Origin of the sequence: Nissabacter archeti, assembly GCF_018257325.1 — a bacterium.
Classification (GTDB): Bacteria; Pseudomonadota; Gammaproteobacteria; order Enterobacterales; family Enterobacteriaceae; genus Chimaeribacter; species Chimaeribacter arupi.
Window position 1 is genome coordinate 42,530 of record NZ_JAERKB010000019.1, and the last position, 18,954, is coordinate 61,483.

An 18,954-nucleotide genomic window follows, 5' to 3' on the forward strand; every position below is an offset into this window, starting at 1 on the left:
TGTCCCGCATTAATCTATTCACTCCGTAAATATAAAAATTAACTTATCGATAGTTGCGTTATGAATTTCTCATGATATTTTTAGTTAGATATCTAACTATGTGATGCCTATCTTTATGTCTGATGCGTTAACATTCCTGCCTGACCCCACCCAGTTTTCCCGTTTGCTGCACTTCACGGCCCGTGCCTGGCGGCTGGCGATCGATCGCCGGTTAAAGGCGCAGGGGCTGAACCAGGCCAGTTGGGTCACGGTCTCGACCATTGCCGGGGCCGACGCCCCGCTGACCCAGAGTGAGCTGGCCGCCGCACTGGGGCTGGAAGGTGCCACCGTGGTCAGCATGATTGATAAGCTGGTGCGCCAGGGGCTGGTGGAACGGGTCATGACGCCGGAAGACCGCCGCAAACGGCTGCTGGTGGTCACTGACGCCGGGCAGGCGATGTACCGCCAGGTGAAAGGCGAGGCGGATGCGCTGCGTGAAACCCTGCTGGCTTCGCTTGAAGGGGAAGACCTGGCGGTCACGATGCGGGTGCTGGAAACCCTGCGGCAGGCGGCCGAACAGAGCCGATGAAACCCTACATTGTGCGTGAGTGGGCGCCGCATGAGCGCCCGATGATGCCCGGCTCGCCGTCCACCCCGTTGCACCCCTGGCCGAAACGGCTGGCGTTCGGGTTTGTCGGGATCCTGGTGGCGATAACCGGCAGCCTCGGCAACGCACTGGTCACCGCCAACCTCACCAACCTCCAGGGGGTGTTCGGCGCGTTCAGCAACGAGGTCGCCTGGCTGCCGGCGGTGTATGTGATGACCAACATCTCCATCAACCTGCTGCTGGTGAAGTTCCGTATGCAGTTCGGCCTGCGGCTGTTCACCGAGGCGTTTCTGCTGCTCTACGCGCTGGTGACCTTTTTCCACCTGTTCGTCAACGATCTCGGTTCCGCCATCGCGGTCCGGGCGGCACACGGTGCGGTGGCGGCGGCACTGAGTTCGCTCGGCATCTACTACATGATCCAGGCCTTCCCGGCCAAACACCGGCTGAAAGCGCTGGCGATCGGCATCAGCGCGTCGCAACTGGCGATCCCGCTGGCGCGGCTCTTCTCCGCCGGGCTGCTGGAGCTGAACGAGTGGCGCGGCCTCTACCTGTTTGAGCTGGGGCTGGCGCTGCTCTGCTTTGGCTGCGTGCTGATGCTGAAACTGCCGCCGGGCGATCGCTATAACGCCTTTGAAAAGATGGACTTCGTGACGTTTTTCCTGATGGCGCCGGGCATGGGGCTGCTGTGCGCGGTGATCTCGCTCGGCCGCTATGACTGGTGGACCAGCACCCCCTGGCTGGGCTGGGCGCTGGCAGGGGCCATTGCGCTGATTGTCGCGGCGGTGCTGGTGGAGCACCGGCGTAAAAACCCGTTGCTGAATGTGCGCTGGCTCAGCAGCGGCAGTGTGCTGCGCCTGGGGCTGACCATGGTGCTGATGCGCATCGTGCTGTCGGAGCAGAACGTCGGGCCGATCGGGTTTTTGCAATACCTCGGCCTGCAAAACGACCAGATGACGGCGCTGTCACTGGCGGTGCTGCTGGGCGTCATCGCCGGGATCACGGTGAGCGCGCTGACCATCAAACCCACGCAACTGGAGTGGCCGCTGGTGGTGGCGCTGGTGCTGATGATCATCTCCGCGCTGCTCGATTCCCAGTCCAATACCCTGACGCGCGCGCCGCAGATGGTGGTCAGCCAGTTCATGATGGGCTTTGCCGGGGCGCTGTTCGTTGCCCCGGCGATGTTGTCGATTATCGGCAGCGTGGTGGCGGAGCCGCGCAACCTGGTGAGCTTTGTGGCGGTGTTCGGCATGAGCCAGAACCTGGGCGGGCTGATAGGCTCGGCACTGCTCGGCACCTTCCAGATCTGGCGCGAAAAATACCACTCCAGCATCATCGCCGATAACCTCAGCAACCTTGACCCGCTGGTGATGGAGCGCATCAACGCTTACAGCGCCGGGCTGAGCGCCACCCTGGGCGACGCCACCCTGCGCGGCGCACAAGGGGTGGTGATGTTGCAGGCCGCCGCGACCCGTGAAGCCAACACCCTGGCCTATAACGACGTTTACCTGCTCACCGCCTCGATTGCGGCGGGCACGCTGATCTGGCTGTTAAGCCGTTTTGCCCGCAAGCAGTGGCGCGCCCGTCAGGCGCGGCGGCAAGCGGCCTTGTCTGAAGCAACATTGTCTGCATCAACGCCGGCGGCAAAACCCGCCGGTTCAACGGAGGGTTCATGAGTCAGGATGTTATTGCCCCGGCACCGAAAAAAAGCCGGGCCAAACGTGTTGCCACCATCGCGGTGCCGCTGCTGATTGCCTTGGCCGGCGTGCTGGTGGTGCTCTATGCGTGGCAGTTGCCGCCGTTTTCACCGACCCGGCAGTCCACGGAGAATGCCTATGTGCGCGGCCAGGTCACGGTCATCAGCCCGCAGGTTAACGGCTACATCACTTCGGTGCGGGTGAATGATTACGATCAGGTACGCAAGGGCGACCTGCTGATGACGATTGATGACCGCATCTATAAGCAGCGGCTGCATCAGGCGCAGGCGCAGTACGCGATGAAACAGGCGGCGCTGGCGAACAACCGCCAGCAGCGCGCCAGTGCTGAGGCAGCGATTGCCCGCAGTGAGGCGGCGGTGCAGAACGCCGGGGCGCAGGCGCTGAAAGCCCGGCTTGACCTGAAACGGGTCGAGGATCTGGTGTCTGACGGGTCGCTGTCAGTACGTGAACGTGATGCGAGCCGGGCCGCCGCTGCCCAGGCGCAGGCGGATGTGGCGCAGACCAAAGCCGCGCTGGAGATGGCGAAGCAGGATGTCCGCACCGTGGTTGTCAACCGTGCCTCGCTGGAAGCGGATGTGGAGAACGCGAAGGCGGCGGTGGAGCTGGCAGAGATCGACCTGGCCAACACCCGCATTCTGGCCCCGCGTGACGGCCAGCTCGGGCAGGTGAGCGTGCGGCAGGGGGCCTATGTGGCCGCCGGGACGCACCTGACGGCGCTGGTGCCGCAGCAGCTCTGGGTGGTGGCGAACATGAAAGAGACGCAGATGGCGCAGGTGCGCGTCGGCCTGCCGGTGACCTTCAGCGTGGACGCACTGGATGGCGCGGTCTACCACGGCGTGGTGGAGAAAATTTCCCCGGCGACCGGCTCTGAGTTCAGCACCATCGTGGCGGACAACGCCACCGGGAACTTTGTGAAGATCGCCCAGCGGTTGCCGGTGCGTATCCACATCAATGCGGACGCGGCAGCGCGCGCCCGGCTGCGGCCGGGGATGTCGGTGGTGGTGAACATCCATACTGACCAGCCGGCCCAGCCGGTGCCGCCGCAGGAGCGTGCGCCATGAGGAAACCACTGACGCTGTTGCCGCTGGCGCTGTTGCTGGCGGCCTGTGGCGGCAGCCATGTCGACCCGGCCACGCCATCGCTTGTGATCCCGCCGCAGTGGCGCGCGCCGCTGGCGCCGTCGTCGGCCAGCGGGCATGACTGGTGGCAGGGATTTGGCGACCCGCAACTTAACCGGCTGGTGGATCAGGCGTTGCGCAACAACACCGATATTTTGCAGGCGCGTTCCCGTGTGGATGAGTATCAGGCGCGGGTGCGGGCAGCGATCGGTGACCAGTTGCCGACGGTGGACATCGGCGCAAACGCGGTGCGCCAGCGCACGCTCTCCTCAGTGACCGGCCAGCAGGCGCGCAGCACGGTGTATCAAGGCACGCTGCAATTCAATTATGACGTGGACTTATGGGGCGGGCAGCGCAGTGCCACCGAGGCCGCGCGCGCCGGCCTGGCGGCGCAGCGGGCGGCGGCGGATGCAGCGATGTTGCAGGTGGCCGCGTCAGTGGCCTCCGGCTACCTGACCCTGCGCGGGCTGGATGCGCAACTGGCGCTGACGGAGGCGACGCTCACCTCGCGTGAGAACTCCCTGACGCTGGCGAAACGGCAGTATGAAACCGGCTACAGCTCGCGGCTGGAGTGGGTGCAGGCGGAGTCGGAGTACCGGGCGACGCGTGCGCAGATCCCGCAGTTGCAGCACCAGATAACCGAGCAGGAGAACGCGCTGGCGCTGCTGCTGGGTGCCAACCCCGGCCCGGTGGTGCGCGGCCCGTCGCTTGACCAGCTCACCGCGCCGCCGTTGCCGGCGCGGTTGCCGTCCACACTGCTTAACCGCCGGCCGGACATCGTGCAGGCCGAGCGGTTGCTGGTGGCCGCGGATGCCACGCTTGCCGCCTCACGCGCCAACCTGTTGCCGTCGCTTAACCTCACCGCAAGCGGCACGTTGCAGGAGCGCACGCTGGAGGAGGTGCTCTCCAGCCCGTTCCGCCTCTGGTCACTGGGCGGCAGCGTACTGGCCCCGCTGATTAACCGCGAGGCGCTGAATGCGCAGGTGGATATCTCAATGGCGGCGCGCAACCAGGCGTTGTACCAGTATGAGTACGTGGTGCGTAACGCCTTCGTGCAGGTGAACAACAGCATCGACGCCATCACCCGGCTGGGTGAGCAACTCACCGAAGCTGAACAGCAGCAACAGGCGCTGGGCGAGGCGCTGCGGATTGCGCACAACCGCTATACCAACGGGTACGCTTCCTATCTGGAGGAGCTGGACGCGCAGCGGGCGCTCTACAGCACCCAGCTGACGGTTCTCCAGCTTAAAACCAACCTGCTGCTGGCACAGATTGATTTGTGGCAGGGGATGGGGGGTGGATGGGAGAGGGGGGCAGGCAATGATGCCTGAGGGGATCAGGCTCTCATGTAATGGAACGTTTCGCGTGGTGGAACGTTTCGGTTGTTTCGCATCGCAACCTTCCTGAGCCACTTTGCCTCAACCGAGCAGGGCGCGCCGGTGCGCTCGCCCTGCACCCGCGCACTTTCGGTGCCCTGGCTGAATCATTGCACGCTCTCGCGTGTCCCCTCATTCCACCTCCGGGCTTTTCGGGCCGCCGCAGACACGCTCCCGGCGTGGCTGCGGCTCTCGCACACGTCGTGTGTGCTCGCCCGGCCCTCCGCCTCCACTCGGCAATGATTTTTACGCCCCCACCAGCTTGCAAATCCTTGGGTATGTAAGGAAATGGTCGATGGGGGATTTTTGTTCGCATGGTGAATTTGAATCGGTCGGCATCTCTATTCGGTAATGCTATTTATGTTTCCAGCAGGCGGATCATTAATCAGTGATCTCTTACATTTCCCCATTTTTTCTCACGGTCCTCGTTGAGGATTTTTATATTAGCGCGGCTAAAAAAATGAGGGGAGTCTGGCTTGTATCCCGTTTGTCGGCTGCTAGTTTTTGCTTAACCGTGCGTGAGAAGCGAAGCGGTGAGTCTCCGGCGGTGTGCCGGGTATTGGGGTAAGGGCTGTTTCTCCTGCGGGCGGGGAGGCAGTGGGGAGGCATTATGGAAAAAGATGTAACCGATTTTCTGGTGATTAAAGATGTGGTTTTCTGGCTGATTATTGGCTTTGTGACCCTGTTTTTGGTGGTGACGCTGAAGGTTATCCGGCGGAGCCTGGCAGACAGTAACTGGAAGATGAGTGAAGCGATCAGTGAGCTGGAAGGCACCCCGGCGGCACCTGCCGCGCCCGGTGAGCCGGCGGGGGAAGGCCAGGCGATGGTCACGGCGGCGCCGGGTAAACCGGTGATGGTCGCCAGCTCCAGCCGGTTAATTGCCCTGATCGGCGGTATTATTCTGGCAGCCATGTACCTCGGCACCGGGTATTACATGCTGTTCGCCGTATTCTACTTACCGGAAGACGTAAAACGCATTGATGAAATTAACCAGTTCTTCGTGATGGGCATGACACTGTTTTCACCCTATGCCGTCAATAAACTCTCAAATATGTTTAAGGGGTGATAAAAGAGCACAACGCCACGGTTATTTCACTTTTCCGAAAAGTTAATGCGCAATTGATCATGATCAACACACTGGTATAATGAAATGGCGCCTTGAAATTATCAGGAATAGCATTGTTTTACTTTGCTTCAGATAAGGTAATTTCAATGGCGCTACAAGGGAAATTTATTATTAATGATGCTGACTTCTCACCCCTCACTCTCTACGGGGTGGGGACGTTTATGGCGTTTTCTGGCAATGGAGCATACCGTAATCGCGGTGGGTGTGCAGGGATACCTGATAATGGGCCTATTCCTGTAGGTAAATACTGGATAGTGAACCGTGGAGAGGGCGGTTTTTTGTCTAAAAAGATCACTGCTGCGAAAGATTTCTACAATGAGAAATTCAAAGGAGCTGAATTTAAACATACTGAATGGTTCGCTCTCTATCGTGATGATGGGACTATTGACGATAATACGTGGGTAGAGAATGTAAATCGGAGGAATTTCCGGCTACACCCAGGTACAAATTCTCAAGGCTGCATAACGATAGTCCACAACTCAGATTATAGACTTATCAGGAATGCATTGTTACAAACAGCACCGATGCCGGTTCCGGGTATGAAAGGTCTTCTGGCACGTGGCTGGATAGAGGTGATAGCGAATGGCGGCACTTGTCGGTAAGATTCTAATAATATCAGGGAAGGCTGTACTCTTATTTCTTCTCTTTTATTGTTTTGCAAGTCAGATTGACTCATCCGCTTTTATAAGTGACGAAACATCATCAGCATTTTCAAAGTGGCTTTATGGTTTTTCAAGTCAGGATAATTTTGATGATTTATGGTTTTTCTCTGATTTTGGATTTTCATTATTGTCTGCAACTTTAAGTTACAAGGTTATTATGCTGCTGGTTGAAAAGTGCGCCAATAAGGCGCGCTTTATGAGGCGGCTTTAAATGCCGATAAGTCGTGTTTCAATAGGATTTAGAATATTGCTAAGCGCTGGGATATTCGCATTAACATTTCTTATTCTTCGGCCTTCTGCCCCAGTAATAAAAGAGGAATATACTTTTTGGGTAAATCTTGCCAGTATGTTTGGGGATAGTGATGTAGAGGGGTTTGTAGGAATTACGTTGTTGATAAGTTGACTATTATTACTACGGTCACTTATCAAGTTGTGTTAAGAATCATAAAAATAATATAATGTCGAATAGGAAGGTTTTCCTTAAAATGCCGGGGAATATCCCCGGCTTCTTATTTACCGTTGGTTCCAATCGTCCGTATATTGAACGTTACCGTCTACATATTTCCAGGTAATACGCTCGTACATCAGAGAAATGGATTCCTGATGATTAATAGCCGACGCTCCCGCAAGCTTAACGCTTGGCATCCCTGGGTGGATTGAAACCACTTTGACTCCCTCCAGGAACATAATGAAATAGACCTCTTCCTGCCCGGCGTCGTTAATCCGGTACCAACGGATTTCAGCTGATTTCAACGTCTGCCCGGTGGCTACCGCTTTGTACAGGTACGGGCTTGAGGCATCGAACTCTTTTTCAAGACTCATGGGGGAGTGGTTACGGGTTCCGGTAATCCTGCCGGTGCTGCTGTCAGCAGGGATGCTGAGCCCATGGCTGAACCCAAGCACCTCAATGCTGCCTTCCCGCCCATGCACGTCAACATCACCTATTTCCTTACATACTGGCGGTTTTGCAGAGGTGGTGGGGGCATTAAAATTATTGCCGACGAGGACGCAGGGCCGGGTGAGCGGGCAGGACGCCCGCGAAAGACGCCCATGACAGGGACTGTCATTAGCGGCGGCCCGAAAAGCCCGGAGGACGCTGGAGGGGAGGCGCGGTAGCGGCCAATAATTCTGCCGGGACACCTAAAAGCGCGGGGATGCAAGGGGCGGGCGCTTACGCGCCCCTTGCGCGGTGGCGGCAGCGGGGCCGGAGAAAGACGCCGGGCGTATGCCAACGCAACCTTCGCCGATCTAAGAAAAACAGCCAACGCAACATACCTCGATCCCAATAACGTTAAAAATCGCCCGTCTGGCGATCCCCAGACGAAAAAAAACCCACATCGGACAGTGGGTTTGGTTGCAACCGGCAACAAAGGAGGAACTGCTCTTCCTCGCCGACAAGCATACCCGGTTCCCCCCGCGCTGAGATAACCCCAATTGAAAAGTAATTGTGAAGAGTTGTGAGAGCACAAAATGGATACGCCAAAATGTGTCAGAGTTTACCAAGGCAATAATCACCTATGGGTAAGAATATTTCCCTGGAAATAGGAATAAGTTTAAAAGACTCTTCTGAGTTATGCGAAATGTGACGCAGATCAATACGGATTTGTGCGAGAAATGCTGGTGCCCGCGGCGCGGTGCCTGCGCTAAGATGTAGTCCTTTGAATTATTTTGCTATTTTTCCTTACAATACTCTCACATGAGTTAAGAAAACGCTTCTCGTATAGTGTCCCTCTTATTTGAGAACGACTGTTCTCGCTTTTCAACCAGAGTGAATACTATGCGCCGCAAACTTCTCTCCATGAGCATTGTGATGCTTCTTTCTGCGTGCGACCAATCGGCTTCCTCCTCTGCCGGCGCGTCTGCGCAGGCACAGGCCCCGGCCGTTGATGTCGTGACGCTGCATGCCCAGCCCGTCAGCCTGACCAGTGACCTGCCGGGTCGCACCAGCGCTGTGCGTACCGCAGAAGTACGCCCGCAGGTCAGCGGCATTATCCAGAAACGTTACTTCACCCAGGGCAGTGAGGTCAAAGCCGGCCAGCCGCTTTACCAGATCGACCCGGCCACCTACCAGGCGGCCTACGACAAAGCCCAGGCCACGCTGCGCAATGCCGCGGCCCTGGCGAAGCGCTATAAGCCGCTGGCCGAGGCGCATGCCGTGAGCAGCCAGCAGTATGAAGATGCCGTTGCGGCACAGAAAGAAGCCGAAGCGGATCTGGAAGCCGCCCGCGTTAACCTGAACTACACCCGCATCACTGCGCCGATCAGCGGCCACATCGGGCGCACGCTCTACACCGAAGGTGCACTGGTCACCAACGGGCAGACGTCTTACCTGACCACCATCCAGCAGCTCGACCCGATCTATGTCGACGTCAGCGAATCCTCGCAGGATCTGCTGCGCCAGCGCCGCGCCCTGGCAACCGGCCAGCTCGCCTCAGACGGTGCCAACGCCGCCAAAGCGACCCTGACGCTGGAAGACGGCACGCAATATTCCCTGCCGGGCCGCCTGGAGTTCTCGGAAGTCACGGTTGACCAGGGCACCGGCTCCGTGACCATGCGCGCCTCCTTCCCGAACCCGGACGGCGAGCTGCTGCCGGGGATGTTCGTGCATGCCACCCTGCAACAGGGCGTGCAGAAGCAGGGCATCCTGGTGCCGCAGGAAGCGATTGGCCATGACGTGAAAGGCAAGCCGTATGTCTACGTGGTGAAAGCAGACAGCACCGCCGAGCAACGCACCATCGAAACCGGCGAGATGATCAACGGCTTTTGGCTGGTCAACAGCGGCCTGAAAGAGGGCGAGCGGGTGGTCACCAATGGCCTGCAAAGCGTGCGCAGCGGCGTCAAAGTCACGGCGACCGAGCAGGCGAAACAGGCTGATGCTGATTCCACCAGGAATCTTTCCCTGACCGATCCGTCCGCACAGTAAGGTTAACGCATGTCTAAATTTTTCGTCGAGCGTCCGATCTTTGCCTGGGTTGTGGCAATCATCGTGATGCTGGCCGGTGCGCTCTCTATTATGCACCTGCCGATCAACCAGTACCCGAACATCGCCCCGCCGGCGATCTCGGTCACCGTGACCTATCCGGGCGCATCAGCCCAGACGGTACAGAACACCGTGGTCCAGGTGATTGAACAGCAGCTCAACGGGCTGGATAACCTGCGCTACATCGAGTCACAAAGTAACAGTGACGGCAGCGCCACCATTATCGCCACCTTCGATCAGGGCACCGACCCGGACATCGCCCAGGTTCAGGTGCAGAACAAGGTGTCACTGGCGGAATCCCAGCTGCCGACTGAGGTGGTGAACCAGGGGATGCGCGTCGCGAAGTACCAGTCGAACTTTATGATGGTGGTCAGCTTGATCGCCGACAGCGGGTCGATGAGCAACTCCGACCTCAGCAACCTGCTGGTGACCAAACTGGAAGACCCGATCACCCGTACCAAGGGCGTCGGCGACTTCCTGATGATGGGCTCCGAATACGCGATGCGCATCTGGCTCGACCCGGCCAAGCTCTATAAATACCAGCTGATCCCGAGTGATGTGACCGCCGCGATCAACCAGCAGAACGTGCAGGTGTCGTCCGGTAAGCTCGGCGGCCTGCCGACGGTGAAACAGACCAAACTCAGCGCCACCATCATCGGCAAGACCCGCTTCACCTCCACCCAGCAGTTCAAGGATGTGTTGCTGAAAGTCAACCCGGACGGTTCACAGGTGCGCCTGAGCGATGTGGCCAACATCGATCTGGGGCCGGAAAACTACAGCATCGCCTCGACCCTGAACGGCAAGCCCTCTACCGGTATCGCCCTGCGTCTGGCGAGCGGCGCCAACATCCTCGACACCGCCAAAGCGGTGCGCGAAACGCTGGATGGCCTGAAATCCTCGCTGCCGGAAGGCGTGCGCATCGAGTTCCCGTATGACACCTCGCCGGTGGTCAGCGCCTCTATCGAGGAAGTGGTGAAAACCCTGCTGGAAGCGATCGTGCTGGTGTTCTGCGTGATGTTGCTGTTCCTGCAAAACCTGCGCGCCACCCTGGTGACCACGCTGGTGGTGCCGGTGGTGCTGCTCGGCACCTTCGGCATCCTGGCGGCCTTTGGCTACTCGATCAACACCCTGACGATGTTCGGGATGGTGCTGGCGATAGGCCTGTTGGTGGATGACGCCATCGTGGTGGTGGAGAACGTCGAACGTGTGATGCACGAGGAGAAACTCGACCCGAAAGCCGCCACCATCAAATCGATGGAGCAGATCCAGGGTGCGCTGTTCGGCATCGCGCTGGTGCTCTCTGCCGTGCTGATCCCGATGGCGTTCTTCGGCGGCTCAACCGGCATCATCTACCGCCAGTTCTCGATCACCATCGTTTCTGCGATGGCACTCTCGGTGCTGATGGCGCTGATCTTCACCCCGGCACTCTGTGCCACGATCCTCAAGCAGTATGACGAGGAGAAAGCGCACACCGGTTTTGCCGGCTGGTTCAACCGCATGTTTGACGCGGGCACCCTGCATTACACCCGCAGCGTGCAGGGCGTGATCTCGCGCCGTAACCTGTTCCTGGTGATTTACCTCGGCATCGTGCTGCTGACCGGGTTCCTGTTCACCCGCGTGCCGACCTCCTTCCTGCCGGACGAAGACCAGGGCGTGATGCTGGTGCAGGTCACCCTGCCGCCGAACGCCTCCTCGGAGCGTACCCAGGCGGTGCTCGACAACATGCGCAGCTACCTGCTGGACAAAGAGGGCGCGTCGGTGAAATCGGTGTTCACCGCCAACGGCTTCAGCTTCTCCGGCCGCGGCACCAACGTCGGTATCGCCTTCGTGTTGCTGAAAGACTGGAGCGAACGCGGTGCAGACCAGACGGTACAGGCGCTGGCCGGCCGTTCCATGGCGCACTTCTCGCAGCAGAAAGAGGCCAAAATCTACGCGCTGGTGCCGCCGGCGGTGATGGAGCTGGGTAACGCCACCGGCTTCGACTTCTTCCTGCAGGACACCAACAATGCCGGGCACGAGGCGCTGATCGCCGCGCGTAACCAGTTCCTCGGTATGGCCGCGAAAGACAAACGCCTGACGGCAGTGCGCCCGAACGGCATGGATGACGAGCCGCAGTATGAGCTGATGATTGATGACGAACGCGCCCGCGCCCTTGGCCTGAGCCTGGAAGACATCAACGACACGCTCTCCGCTGCCTGGGGCTCCAGCTACGTCAACCAGTTCATGTACCAGGACCGCGTGAAGAAGGTGTACATCCAGGGCCGTGCCGCCTCGCGCGTGACGCCGGAAGACCTCAACAAGTGGTATTTCCGCAACAGCAGCGGCCAGATGGTGCCGTACTCCGCCTTCGGCAGCGGCAAATGGGGCTTCGGCTCGCCGCGCTTTGAGCGTTTCAACGGCGTGTCGTCCGTGGAACTGATGGGCTCCCCGGCCAGCGGCTACAGCTCCGGCGACGCCACCAAGGCGGTGATGGAGATTGCTGCCAAGCTGCCGAAAGGGTTCCGCGTGCAGTGGCACGGCATCTCCTATGAAGAGCAGATCTCCGGCTCGCAGGCCCCGGCGCTGTATGCCATTTCCGTGCTGGTGGTGTTCCTCTGCCTGGCGGCGCTGTATGAGAGCTGGAGCATCCCGTTCTCGGTGCTGCTGGTGGTCCCGCTCGGCGTGCTGGGCACCATTGGGGCAGTGCTGATGCGCGGCCTGCAGAATGATGTCTTCTTCCAGGTGGGGCTGCTGACCACGGTGGGGCTGGCGGCGAAAAACGCCATCCTGATTGTGGAGTTTGCCAAAGAGCTGCATGAGCGTGAGGGCAAAGGGATTGTCGAGGCCGCGGTGGAAGCCGCCAAGCTGCGTATCCGCCCGATCATCATGACCTCGATGGCGTTCATCCTCGGTGTAGTGCCGCTGACTCTCTCGCACGGCGCGGGGGCAGGCAGCCAGCACTCCATCGGCACCGCCGTGGTGGGCGGGATGATCACCGCGACCTTCCTGGCGATCTTCTTTGTACCGATGTTCTATGTGGTGGTGGTACGCCTGTTTACCCGCCGCCGCGCAGACCAGACTAAACCTGTGACCGCCAATGGCCACGCGATTGAGAAAACAGACCATGAATAAGCCACTCCGCCTCTCCCTGATGGCGCTGGTGACCCTCGCCACCCTGAGCGGGTGTACGCTTGCACCGGACTATAAACAGCCGGCGATGCCGGTGCCCGCCAACTGGAACCTGCCCACCCAGGGCGTGGCCAACGGCGCGGACATCGGCTGGAAAACCTTCTTCAACGATCCGGCGCTGCAACAATTGGTCAGCCTGACGCTGACCAACAACCGTGACCTGCGGGTGGCGGCACTGAACGTCGAGAGCGCGCAGGCGCAGTTTGATGTAGACCGCGCCGCGCTGCTGCCGACCGTGGCCCTCGGGGCCGGCGGCACCGGGGCGCACCTGCCGGGCGGGCTGTACAACACCCGCACCACCGGCCCGGTGACTTACCACCAGTACCAGGCCAACCTCGGCGTGACTTCCTACGAGCTGGACCTGTTCGGTCGGGTGCGCAGCCTGCGTGACGAAGGGCTGGAAACCTACCTCCAGACCGACGCCACCCAGCGCGCCACCCAGATAAGCCTGGTGGCGCAGACGGTATCCGGTTACCTGTCGCTGTGTGCGGACCGTGACCTGCTGGCGCTGGCGCAACAGACGGTGGCGAGCCAGACCGACTCCTACAACCTGACCAAAGCCAGTTACGATCAGGGCGTGGCCACCACCCAGGATCTGGCGCAGGCCGAAACCACCGTGCGCAGCGCGCAGGCGGACGTGGCGAGCTACAGCCGCCAGGTGCGTCAGGACATCAACGCCCTGAACCTGCTGGCCGGCACCACCGTACCGCAGGCGCTGATTGACGGCGCGACGCTCAAGCGTGACTGGCACTTCCCGGCGATCCCGGCCGGGCTGCCGTCTGACCTGCTGACCCGCCGCCCGGACATCGTTGCAGCGGAACATGCGCTGAAAGCGGCCAATGCCAACATCGGCGCGGCGCGCGCGGCCTTCTTCCCGAGCATCACGCTGACCGGGCAGGGCGGCACCACCAGCGCCAAACTCGGTGACCTGTTCTCCGGCGGCACCGGCTCCTGGTCGTTTATGCCGTCGATCAACCTGCCGATCTTTGACGGCGGCGTGAACCGCGCCAACCTGACCATTGCGGAAGTGTCGAAGAAGATTGAAGTCGCCCGCTATGAGAAGGCGATCCAGCAGGGGTTCCAGGAAGTCTCTGACGGCCTGGCCGGTCAGGCGACCTACCAGGATGAGCTGAAAGCGCGCGAGCTGGACACCGCCGCCAACCAGCGCAACTACGACACCTCAGAGTTGCGTTACAAGCAGGGCGTGGACAACTACCTGAATGTGCTGGTGGCCCAGCGTTCGCTGTATGCGGCGCAACAGGCGGAGATCACCACCCGCCTCGGCCAGCTCAACCAGACCATCACGCTCTACAAAGCCCTCGGCGGCGGCTGGAAGCCTTAATGCCGGCGATGTGAATGAGTGAGTGACTACCCCCAAAGGGCGCCCCGGCGCCCTTTTTTACGTCTGGGGTTCAAGCCCGGCGGTAATCGGTTATTCCGGTGTGCCGCTGATAAAGACTGAGCCGCCGTCTTCACGTTTTATCAGCGTCCACTGCGCCCGCTCCGGAGAGGGGGAGGAGGTGGGCAGGTAAGGCAGTGGCTGCCCCTGACGCAGGGCGGCATTCTGCATGCCCTGCTGGGTAAACGCTGACCAGTCGCCGGCATGAGGTGCAGGCTCGCCGGACCAGGCGGTGATATAATGTTTGTCATGGCTGATATATGCCTTCTCCCGCGTCGGCCAGTTATACAGCTCATCCGGCGTGCCGTTGGGGAAAAAGCCCTCCGGCTTGGAAAATTTAATTCTATTATCCATCTTCAATAAAAATATATTTAATGGAAAACCTCCAGTATCCAACTCCACCATCTTTTTTGATTAACCGGTATTGTATAACCTTCTGTATAATCATTAATTCCATTAACCGAAAATGAATTTTCTCCTTGAATCTCCCCAGGGAAAAAAACTTTTTCATATAAGAGACCCTCAATCCCTGAAAAATAAAACGGAGAACTTTGCCCTAGATAATTTTCATTTTTGTCAAATAAAACTATAAAAACTGCATCATTAATTATAAATTGATAAAAAGAAATAGGTGTTGTAGGCAAAACCGTATAAGCAATTGCTTTATAGTTTCCATCAGGGCTTACTTTTTCGTGGACTTTGTTAAACTCTCCAAAAAATGCAATGGGTGACAGTACTAGCCATGCTATTAATAATGAAGCTTTTAATGATGAATTAAAAATAAAATGCTTCATCATAATTCGATCTCTTTATCCATTTCTAATGGAGGAAGCCATAAAACGTCTGAAAGTACAATGAAGTCTCCTCCAGAATTATTTTTACTTTGCCACTCTCTAAAATTATAATTAAAAACAGGAACGGATCCTGAAAAATATCTAGCCAATTGGCCATATAACCCTGCTGTGTAACTAGACATATAGGCAGTGGTCTCAACTTTATTCAATATTCTTTCTTTATTCCATACCCCTAAAAACTCAGGTATATTTATGCCTAATTTATTATCATCTAGAAAATCATAGGTGTCTTTCAGATAAAATCCTAGCATATCTACTTTAAAAAAGTATTTACCAGAAGAGTAGGTAGTGTACCCTTTTAAACACACTTTGAGATTGCAATTACCCATTGCGCCATACCAGTCATTAATTGTATCAATTTTACTGCCTATCCTTAAGTAGTTCACTTGAGAGGTTGCATCAAGAATCACAGTGTCTGATTGATTTCCAAGGAAAATACACTGAGATTTATAATCGCCAAGCGATTTTAACCTCAACTTTAAAACCTCTCTTCCTTTCAGAGTATTCCATTTGGCTGTAAGTGATTTAATAACGGAAGATACTTGATCAAATTTTTTTGCCCAGCCCATTGTTATGATGTTGTTGTTTACTCTTGAAGCTGGGAGCATCCTTGCATCAGCATCAAATATATTAATTTTTGTAGATTCATTAAAAGCAAATGCCGGCGTTATACTAAACCAGTGCCGCATCAGTTTCGGTGCCATTTCCCATCCCATGTTTTCCATAGCATCAGGGATTTGGTCAAGGTGAAATACGTCAACCGGCACCTCCTTCCCTTTGGTGTTGGTTAAATCAGACATCTTCGATTGACTTATCGCCATTATCTTAATCCTATTTTTGTTTGAAAAAGATATTCAAGAGTCATGCTCTCAGGGAGTTCACTATGTAATGCTGTTGTTTTTCCAGCTGTAGCGAGACCGCCGGACACCAGCCCGGCGGTGATCGGTTATTCCGGTGTGCCGCTGATAAAGACTGAGCCGCCGTCTTCACGTTTTATCAGCGTCCACTGCGCCCGCTCCGGAGAGGGGGAGGAGGTGGGCAGGTAAGGCAGTGGCTGCCCCTGACGCAGGGCGGCATTCTGCATGCCCTGCTGGGTAAACGCTGACCAGTCGCCGGCATGAGGTGCAGGCTCGCCGGACCAGGCGGTGATATAATGTTTGTCATGGCTGATATACGCCTTCTCCCGCGCCGGCCAGTTATACAGCTCATCCGGCGTGCCGTTGGGGAAAAAGCCCTCCGGCGGCACCTCAAGATATTCCCCTGCAATGCGGCGGATTAACGTCCAGCCGGTTTCAACATATTGCACCCCCTTCCAGGAATAATCCCTTTTTCCCGTATCGGGGTCTGTCCAGGTTGAACGTTCGGTGCCCTGCAGGGCTGTCGCCTGCCGGGACATGCCGGGATATAAAAGACGGGCGGGCGCACACGCAATATCAGGCAGATAAAGGCCGGTCTCCACGGCTTTTGCACCTTTCTCAATACGCACGCGATGATCTAATTCATAACGCGGAATACGTTTCGGCAAATCCGCCAGCTTATATAGACGATCCTGATGATAGGTTAAACTCCCTTCCCGCCAGCTTCCACCTGCCGTCGATGTCAGTCGCTGATCCAGATAGCTGGCGCGCCGTTCAGCCTGGTCAATCCGTTGCCGCTCCTCATCGGTCATCCAGCCATTCCAGAATTCACCGATGCCGCGCGAATAATTGTTCATCGCATGACCAATATTAAAAGCGGCCGGGTCATTATGGGTGCGCAGAATATAGGCTTTGATATAGCGCTCGCGTCCCGGCCGGATATTGGGCAACACGCGGGTGCCCCAGACCACATCGCCCTGCTTCCAGAGCGGCTCCCTGCGGCTGCGTACCGGCAGCTCCCGCTGGTAGCGGGCAAAGGCCGCCTCATGGGCATCAATAAACGCAATAATCGCATCCCGCGTGGCGGCATAATACTCAGGTGAAGAGTAGTGCTCCAGCAGGTAGCACTCCAGGGGGTGTAATACGGCCATAATGTCTCCTTGAATTATTCAGGTGTATACCAGTTATTTTTTTCTTCCAGTCTGGGCAGGCCGAGATAGGGGAAGACCGGGTCAGTGGGCGCATCCTGATAGCCCCCGCCGGTTTTATCCTAAAGAACAGCCAATTTTTATTTCTATTTAAAGATGAAATGGCTATTTTCAATAATATAAATTAGCATGCCCTGCCATTAGTTATTTAAATGTATAGTGTATCTGCGATTTTTTTAAATTAACGCTCTCAAATCAATCATCTTTATTATCTTTTATCACCAAGAAATATGACCAAAATGCCAACGAAAACCCTAACAAAATTTAATAAATCAAAGTATTAAATTAAACACCTATTCATTTATTGAAACTGATTCATAACCATTGTTCGTAGGGTATATAAATATCTTTTCATGCTCACTCTTTTCAGGAAAAATGAATGGTGAGTGCAATGCCTCCTTTTTTACATATAATAAAGGTGATGTTTTGTATTTTCCAACACCTTTTTTATAAAGAATAAAAAAATACTTATCTCCTGTCAATATTTTAAAAATAGAATACGGAGATATAGGTAAGTGACTATAAATAATAACCTTATATTCTTTATCATCACTCTTTACTTCAGCATATTTATTATAGCTGCCGTAATAAAAAGATGATGAATAAACAATCCACCAACACAAAAAAGAGGAATATATAATCCGCACTATAATTTTTTTAGTTATCATAATTCTATCACCCGATCTTTATCTAAGGGCGGCATCCATAAGACATCTGAAAAAACAATGAAATCTCCGCCTGAGTTATGTTTTTTCTGCCACTCCCTGAAGTCGGAATTGAAGATAGGAACAAATCCTGAGAAATATAGAGACAAATCAATAAATGAGCTCGTTACATAGGAAGACATATAGCTTGCTGTTTCAATTTTGTTTAATACCCTCTTTTTACTCCATATTCCTAGCGGTTCTAGAACACTAATGCCAACTATTTTTTCATCTAGAAAGTCGTAAGTGTCTTTTAAGTAAAACCCTATTGATTCAACATGAATAAATGATTTTCCATTCATATTTTCGGTGTGCCCTCTAACGCAAATCTTTAAGGTGGAGAGGCCCATCGCACCATACCAGTCATCAATTGTATCAGACTTATCTCCTATGACCTTGAAGTTGACTTGTGCCAATGAATCTAAAAGTTTAACATCACTAGAAAAACCAATGCTGATATTTGATCGCTCATTGTAGCCCAATTTTTTTAGTCGACTTTTTAATACGCTCAGCCCTGCTTCGCTACTCCAGGTTGCTTTTAGATTTTTTATCGATTCGAACACCTGCTGAAATCTCATTGCCCACGCCATAGTTATGATATCGTCATTTATTTTGGAGGGAGTGATTAAGTTCGCATCTAAATTAAGAAGGTTTTCTTTTGACTCTTCATTAAAAGCAAATGCCGGCGTTATACTAAACCAGTGCCGCATCAGTTTCGGTGCCATTTCCCATCCCATGTTTTCCATAGCATCAGGGATTTGGTCAAGGTGAAACACGTCAACCGGTACCTCCTTCCCTTTGGTGTTGGTTAAATCAGACATCTTCGATTGACTTATCGCCATTATCTTAATCCTATTTTTGTTTGAAAAAGATATTCAAGAGTAATGCTCTCAGGGAGTTCACTGTGTAATGCTGTTGTTTTTCCTTCCATATCAGTTACGCCCTCCTTGATTTCATTACTTTCTGAAGAGATACCATAAGCAAAATCATTACATTGCATACTTGTCGACTTGTCGAACAGGCAAAAATGTTCATTATATTTCCCATCAGACACTGTCGCGTTTTTAATCGCCGCCGGTAATTCCCGCATCTCAACCACCTGCCGCGCCTTTTTCTTCCTGTCGTAATACCCGGCTTTAGTGACATAATCGCCCATCGTGGCCGACTCAATGCCGTCTTCATCTATCCGGATATAACTCCC

17 protein-coding genes and 1 pseudogene are annotated in these 18,954 nt (G+C 55.4%); 10 read left to right on the top strand and 8 right to left on the bottom strand.

Annotated elements, in window-relative coordinates; all coding sequences use genetic code 11:
* Positions 1–115 precede the first annotated feature (115 nt).
* From JK232_RS21130 to JK232_RS21160, 7 genes are all read left to right on the top strand, one after another.
* Positions 116–568, top strand: coding sequence for a MarR family winged helix-turn-helix transcriptional regulator (locus JK232_RS21130; protein WP_072933286.1), 453 nt, complete (start codon positions 116–118; stop codon positions 566–568).
* Positions 565–2,259 carry an MFS transporter gene (locus JK232_RS21135; protein ID WP_072933280.1) on the top strand — a complete coding sequence of 565 codons (1,695 nt, stop codon included), beginning with the start codon at positions 565–567 and terminating at the stop codon, positions 2,257–2,259. The genes JK232_RS21130 and JK232_RS21135 overlap by 4 nt, the downstream gene beginning before the upstream one ends.
* Positions 2,256–3,362: an HlyD family secretion protein gene (locus JK232_RS21140; RefSeq protein ID WP_072933282.1), complete on the top strand. Its 1,107-nt coding sequence runs from the start codon at positions 2,256–2,258 to the stop codon at positions 3,360–3,362. Before JK232_RS21135 ends, JK232_RS21140 begins: the two co-directional genes overlap by 4 nt.
* Entirely contained in the window at positions 3,359–4,750 is a 1,392-nt protein-coding gene (locus JK232_RS21145) for an efflux transporter outer membrane subunit (RefSeq protein WP_101854841.1), read from the top strand. The genes JK232_RS21140 and JK232_RS21145 overlap by 4 nt, the downstream gene beginning before the upstream one ends.
* A gap of 655 nt (positions 4,751–5,405) precedes the next feature.
* On the top strand, positions 5,406–5,861 hold the full coding sequence (locus JK232_RS21150) for a hypothetical protein (RefSeq protein WP_101833663.1): 456 nt from the start codon (positions 5,406–5,408) through the stop codon (positions 5,859–5,861).
* A gap of 146 nt (positions 5,862–6,007) precedes the next feature.
* Positions 6,008–6,523 carry a DUF2778 domain-containing protein gene (locus JK232_RS21155; RefSeq protein WP_212589666.1) on the top strand — a complete coding sequence of 172 codons (516 nt, stop codon included), beginning with the start codon at positions 6,008–6,010 and terminating at the stop codon, positions 6,521–6,523.
* On the top strand, positions 6,504–6,794 hold the full coding sequence (locus tag JK232_RS21160; protein WP_212589659.1) for a hypothetical protein: 291 nt from the start codon (positions 6,504–6,506) through the stop codon (positions 6,792–6,794). The genes JK232_RS21155 and JK232_RS21160 overlap by 20 nt, the downstream gene beginning before the upstream one ends.
* Before the next feature lie 302 nt (positions 6,795–7,096).
* Here the strand turns inward: JK232_RS21160 and JK232_RS21165 are convergent, their stop codons facing one another.
* A complete protein-coding gene (locus tag JK232_RS21165) occupies positions 7,097–7,528 on the bottom strand; it encodes an Hcp family type VI secretion system effector (RefSeq protein WP_101828961.1) in 432 nt (143 codons plus the stop codon).
* An 832-nt stretch (positions 7,529–8,360) separates the two neighbouring features.
* Between JK232_RS21165 and JK232_RS21170 the strand changes: the two genes are divergently transcribed.
* Genes JK232_RS21170 through JK232_RS21180 form a run of 3 tightly spaced genes read left to right on the top strand, consistent with a single transcriptional unit; the run spans position 8,361 to position 14,073 of the window.
* On the top strand, positions 8,361–9,506 hold the full coding sequence (locus JK232_RS21170) for an efflux RND transporter periplasmic adaptor subunit (protein WP_072929671.1): 1,146 nt from the start codon (positions 8,361–8,363) through the stop codon (positions 9,504–9,506).
* A 9-nt stretch (positions 9,507–9,515) separates the two neighbouring features.
* Positions 9,516–12,674: an efflux RND transporter permease subunit gene (locus JK232_RS21175; RefSeq protein ID WP_101854844.1), complete on the top strand. Its 3,159-nt coding sequence runs from the start codon at positions 9,516–9,518 to the stop codon at positions 12,672–12,674.
* Positions 12,667–14,073, top strand: coding sequence for an efflux transporter outer membrane subunit (locus JK232_RS21180; protein ID WP_101829233.1), 1,407 nt, complete (start codon positions 12,667–12,669; stop codon positions 14,071–14,073). The genes JK232_RS21175 and JK232_RS21180 overlap by 8 nt, the downstream gene beginning before the upstream one ends.
* Before the next feature lie 90 nt (positions 14,074–14,163).
* Here JK232_RS21180 and JK232_RS21185 read toward each other — a convergent pair whose 3' ends face one another.
* From JK232_RS21185 to JK232_RS21215, 7 genes and pseudogenes are all read right to left on the bottom strand, one after another.
* On the bottom strand, positions 14,164–14,484 hold the full coding sequence (locus JK232_RS21185; protein WP_212589660.1) for a hypothetical protein: 321 nt from the start codon (positions 14,482–14,484) through the stop codon (positions 14,164–14,166).
* 17 nt (positions 14,485–14,501) lie between these two features.
* The gene (locus JK232_RS21190) at positions 14,502–14,927 is read right to left on the bottom strand and encodes a DUF6201 family protein (RefSeq protein ID WP_212589661.1); all 426 of its coding nucleotides are present in this window, start codon (positions 14,925–14,927) and stop codon (positions 14,502–14,504) included.
* Complete coding sequence (locus JK232_RS21195) at positions 14,924–15,805, bottom strand: DUF6402 family protein (RefSeq protein ID WP_212589662.1); 882 nt, start codon at positions 15,803–15,805, stop codon at positions 14,924–14,926. The genes JK232_RS21190 and JK232_RS21195 overlap by 4 nt, the downstream gene beginning before the upstream one ends.
* A 125-nt stretch (positions 15,806–15,930) precedes the next feature.
* On the bottom strand, positions 15,931–16,992 hold the full coding sequence (locus JK232_RS21200) for a type VI secretion protein ImpA (RefSeq protein WP_212589663.1): 1,062 nt from the start codon (positions 16,990–16,992) through the stop codon (positions 15,931–15,933).
* A gap of 350 nt (positions 16,993–17,342) precedes the next feature.
* Positions 17,343–17,717 carry a DUF6201 family protein gene (locus JK232_RS21205; protein ID WP_212589664.1) on the bottom strand — a complete coding sequence of 125 codons (375 nt, stop codon included), beginning with the start codon at positions 17,715–17,717 and terminating at the stop codon, positions 17,343–17,345.
* Positions 17,714–18,595, bottom strand: a complete 882-nt coding sequence (locus tag JK232_RS21210; RefSeq protein WP_212589665.1) for a DUF6402 family protein — start codon at positions 18,593–18,595, stop codon at positions 17,714–17,716. The genes JK232_RS21205 and JK232_RS21210 overlap by 4 nt, the downstream gene beginning before the upstream one ends.
* Positions 18,595–18,954 (bottom strand): annotated as a pseudogene (locus tag JK232_RS21215) (hypothetical protein); the annotation flags it as partial. The pseudogene JK232_RS21215 and the gene JK232_RS21210, both read right to left, overlap by 1 nt.